Below are 1,344 nucleotides of genomic sequence, written 5' to 3'. Positions count from 1 at the left end.
ATAATAATAAAAATAATAAAGACTAAAAAAAGTCGAAGGGAGAAGTGTCCAGATAATGGCGCTCAGATTAGCAGGCGGTAGAGATGTTTTCTCTACCGCCTTTTTATTTGTCCTGTTACAATACCCACCGTTTAAAATTAGCGATTAATTAGCTAAGGCGCTTTTAAATGAGAAACCCAACCTCTATAGCGCAAACTGAATTCTTCTGGCTAGGCCAGCACTGCGATGCCCATTAATTTGCGCTTCGCTCAAAACCTCTTAAGTGAGATGATCAAGATATGAGTAGAACTAAAAAGTCACGCAAAAGCCCAGCAAACGGACCTGTTCGTTTAAGCCAAGATAAGCTTAAAGAAATGCGCGCATTAAAAGAGCAGCGAGTTAAAAAAACCAAAGGCGCAAAGCCCGGTTCTCGTAATGCGCCAGATTTACTAGATAGCGAAAGCCAAAATAGTAATCACGCGCCTAAAGATAAGCGTGTAGGCAGTAAAAAGCCTGTGCCGTTAATCGCAACCGCGCCAGAGCCTAAAGTTGAAATGAAACGCAACTTAAAGCCAACTATTGAGCTGAAAAAAGTAATCGAGCCTGAATTTACACCTGAACAAGAGCTAGAAGCACTTGAGAATGATGAACGTTTACTTAAATTAGTAGAGCGTCATGAAAAAGGTGAAATGCTAACAGGTAAAGATGCTAAGTACTTTAATAGTCGCATTGCCCGTCATCAGGCGTTATGTGAAATTCTTGGTATTGAAGATGAGGACGAAGACGAGTTTGAAGATGACCTTGAAAGCCAAGGCAATTCTGATTTCGATCAATACTTATCTGATGATTTAGCCAACGAATGGTTAGATGAAGACGACAAATAGTAAGGATAAATAATGAGTACCTCGGTAATTTTAGCCTTACTTTTAGGCGCTGCTATCATAGCTGGTTTGGCATTTTATGCGGGTCAGTTGCTGTATAAGTTAAATGCGCAAAAAAAGTTAATTGCTAAAACGCAGGCTGAACAAAAGCAAAAGCTTGAAAAGTCGCGTTTAAAGCGAAACGCAAAACTAGCCGATAGTATTCATTTAATCGCACGTGCAATGAATGAAGAGCAGTGTGAGTTTTCTGAAGGCTGTTTACGTATTTGGGTACTTATGTCTCAGTATGCCTTTGAAAGCGAGCGTGATTTAACGACGCAGTATCCTGGTATTTATAAAATGTATCAGGTAGTTAAAGAAATGCCGACGCACGATGCACGTAAAAAATACTCTAAAAAAGAGATTTTTAAGCTAGATAAGGCTCGCTGGCAAGCTGAAAAAACACTTAAAGATGAAGTTAAAGCGGATTGCGCTAAAATTATTA

The 1,344-nt window shown here is 39.4% G+C and carries 2 protein-coding genes; both read left to right on the top strand.

The genetic code is table 11. The features are described from left to right. Nucleotides 1–278: 278 nt before the first annotated feature. Nucleotides 279–863 carry a Der GTPase-activating protein YihI gene (gene yihI, locus H5072_RS19580; protein WP_002959924.1) on the top strand — a complete coding sequence of 195 codons (585 nt, stop codon included), beginning with the start codon at nt 279–281 and terminating at the stop codon, nt 861–863. A gap of 12 nt (nt 864–875) precedes the next feature. Continuing rightward, the coding region (locus H5072_RS19575) for a DUF2489 domain-containing protein (protein ID WP_182694526.1) at nt 876–1,344 on the top strand (469 nt) is incomplete at its 3' end.

Origin of the sequence: Pseudoalteromonas sp. SR45-5 (assembly GCF_014163565.1) — a bacterium.
Taxonomy (GTDB): domain Bacteria; phylum Pseudomonadota; class Gammaproteobacteria; order Enterobacterales; family Alteromonadaceae; genus Pseudoalteromonas; species Pseudoalteromonas distincta.
Note: the sequence above shows the minus strand (reverse complement) of the source record. Positions and strands in the feature narration are given on the sequence as shown.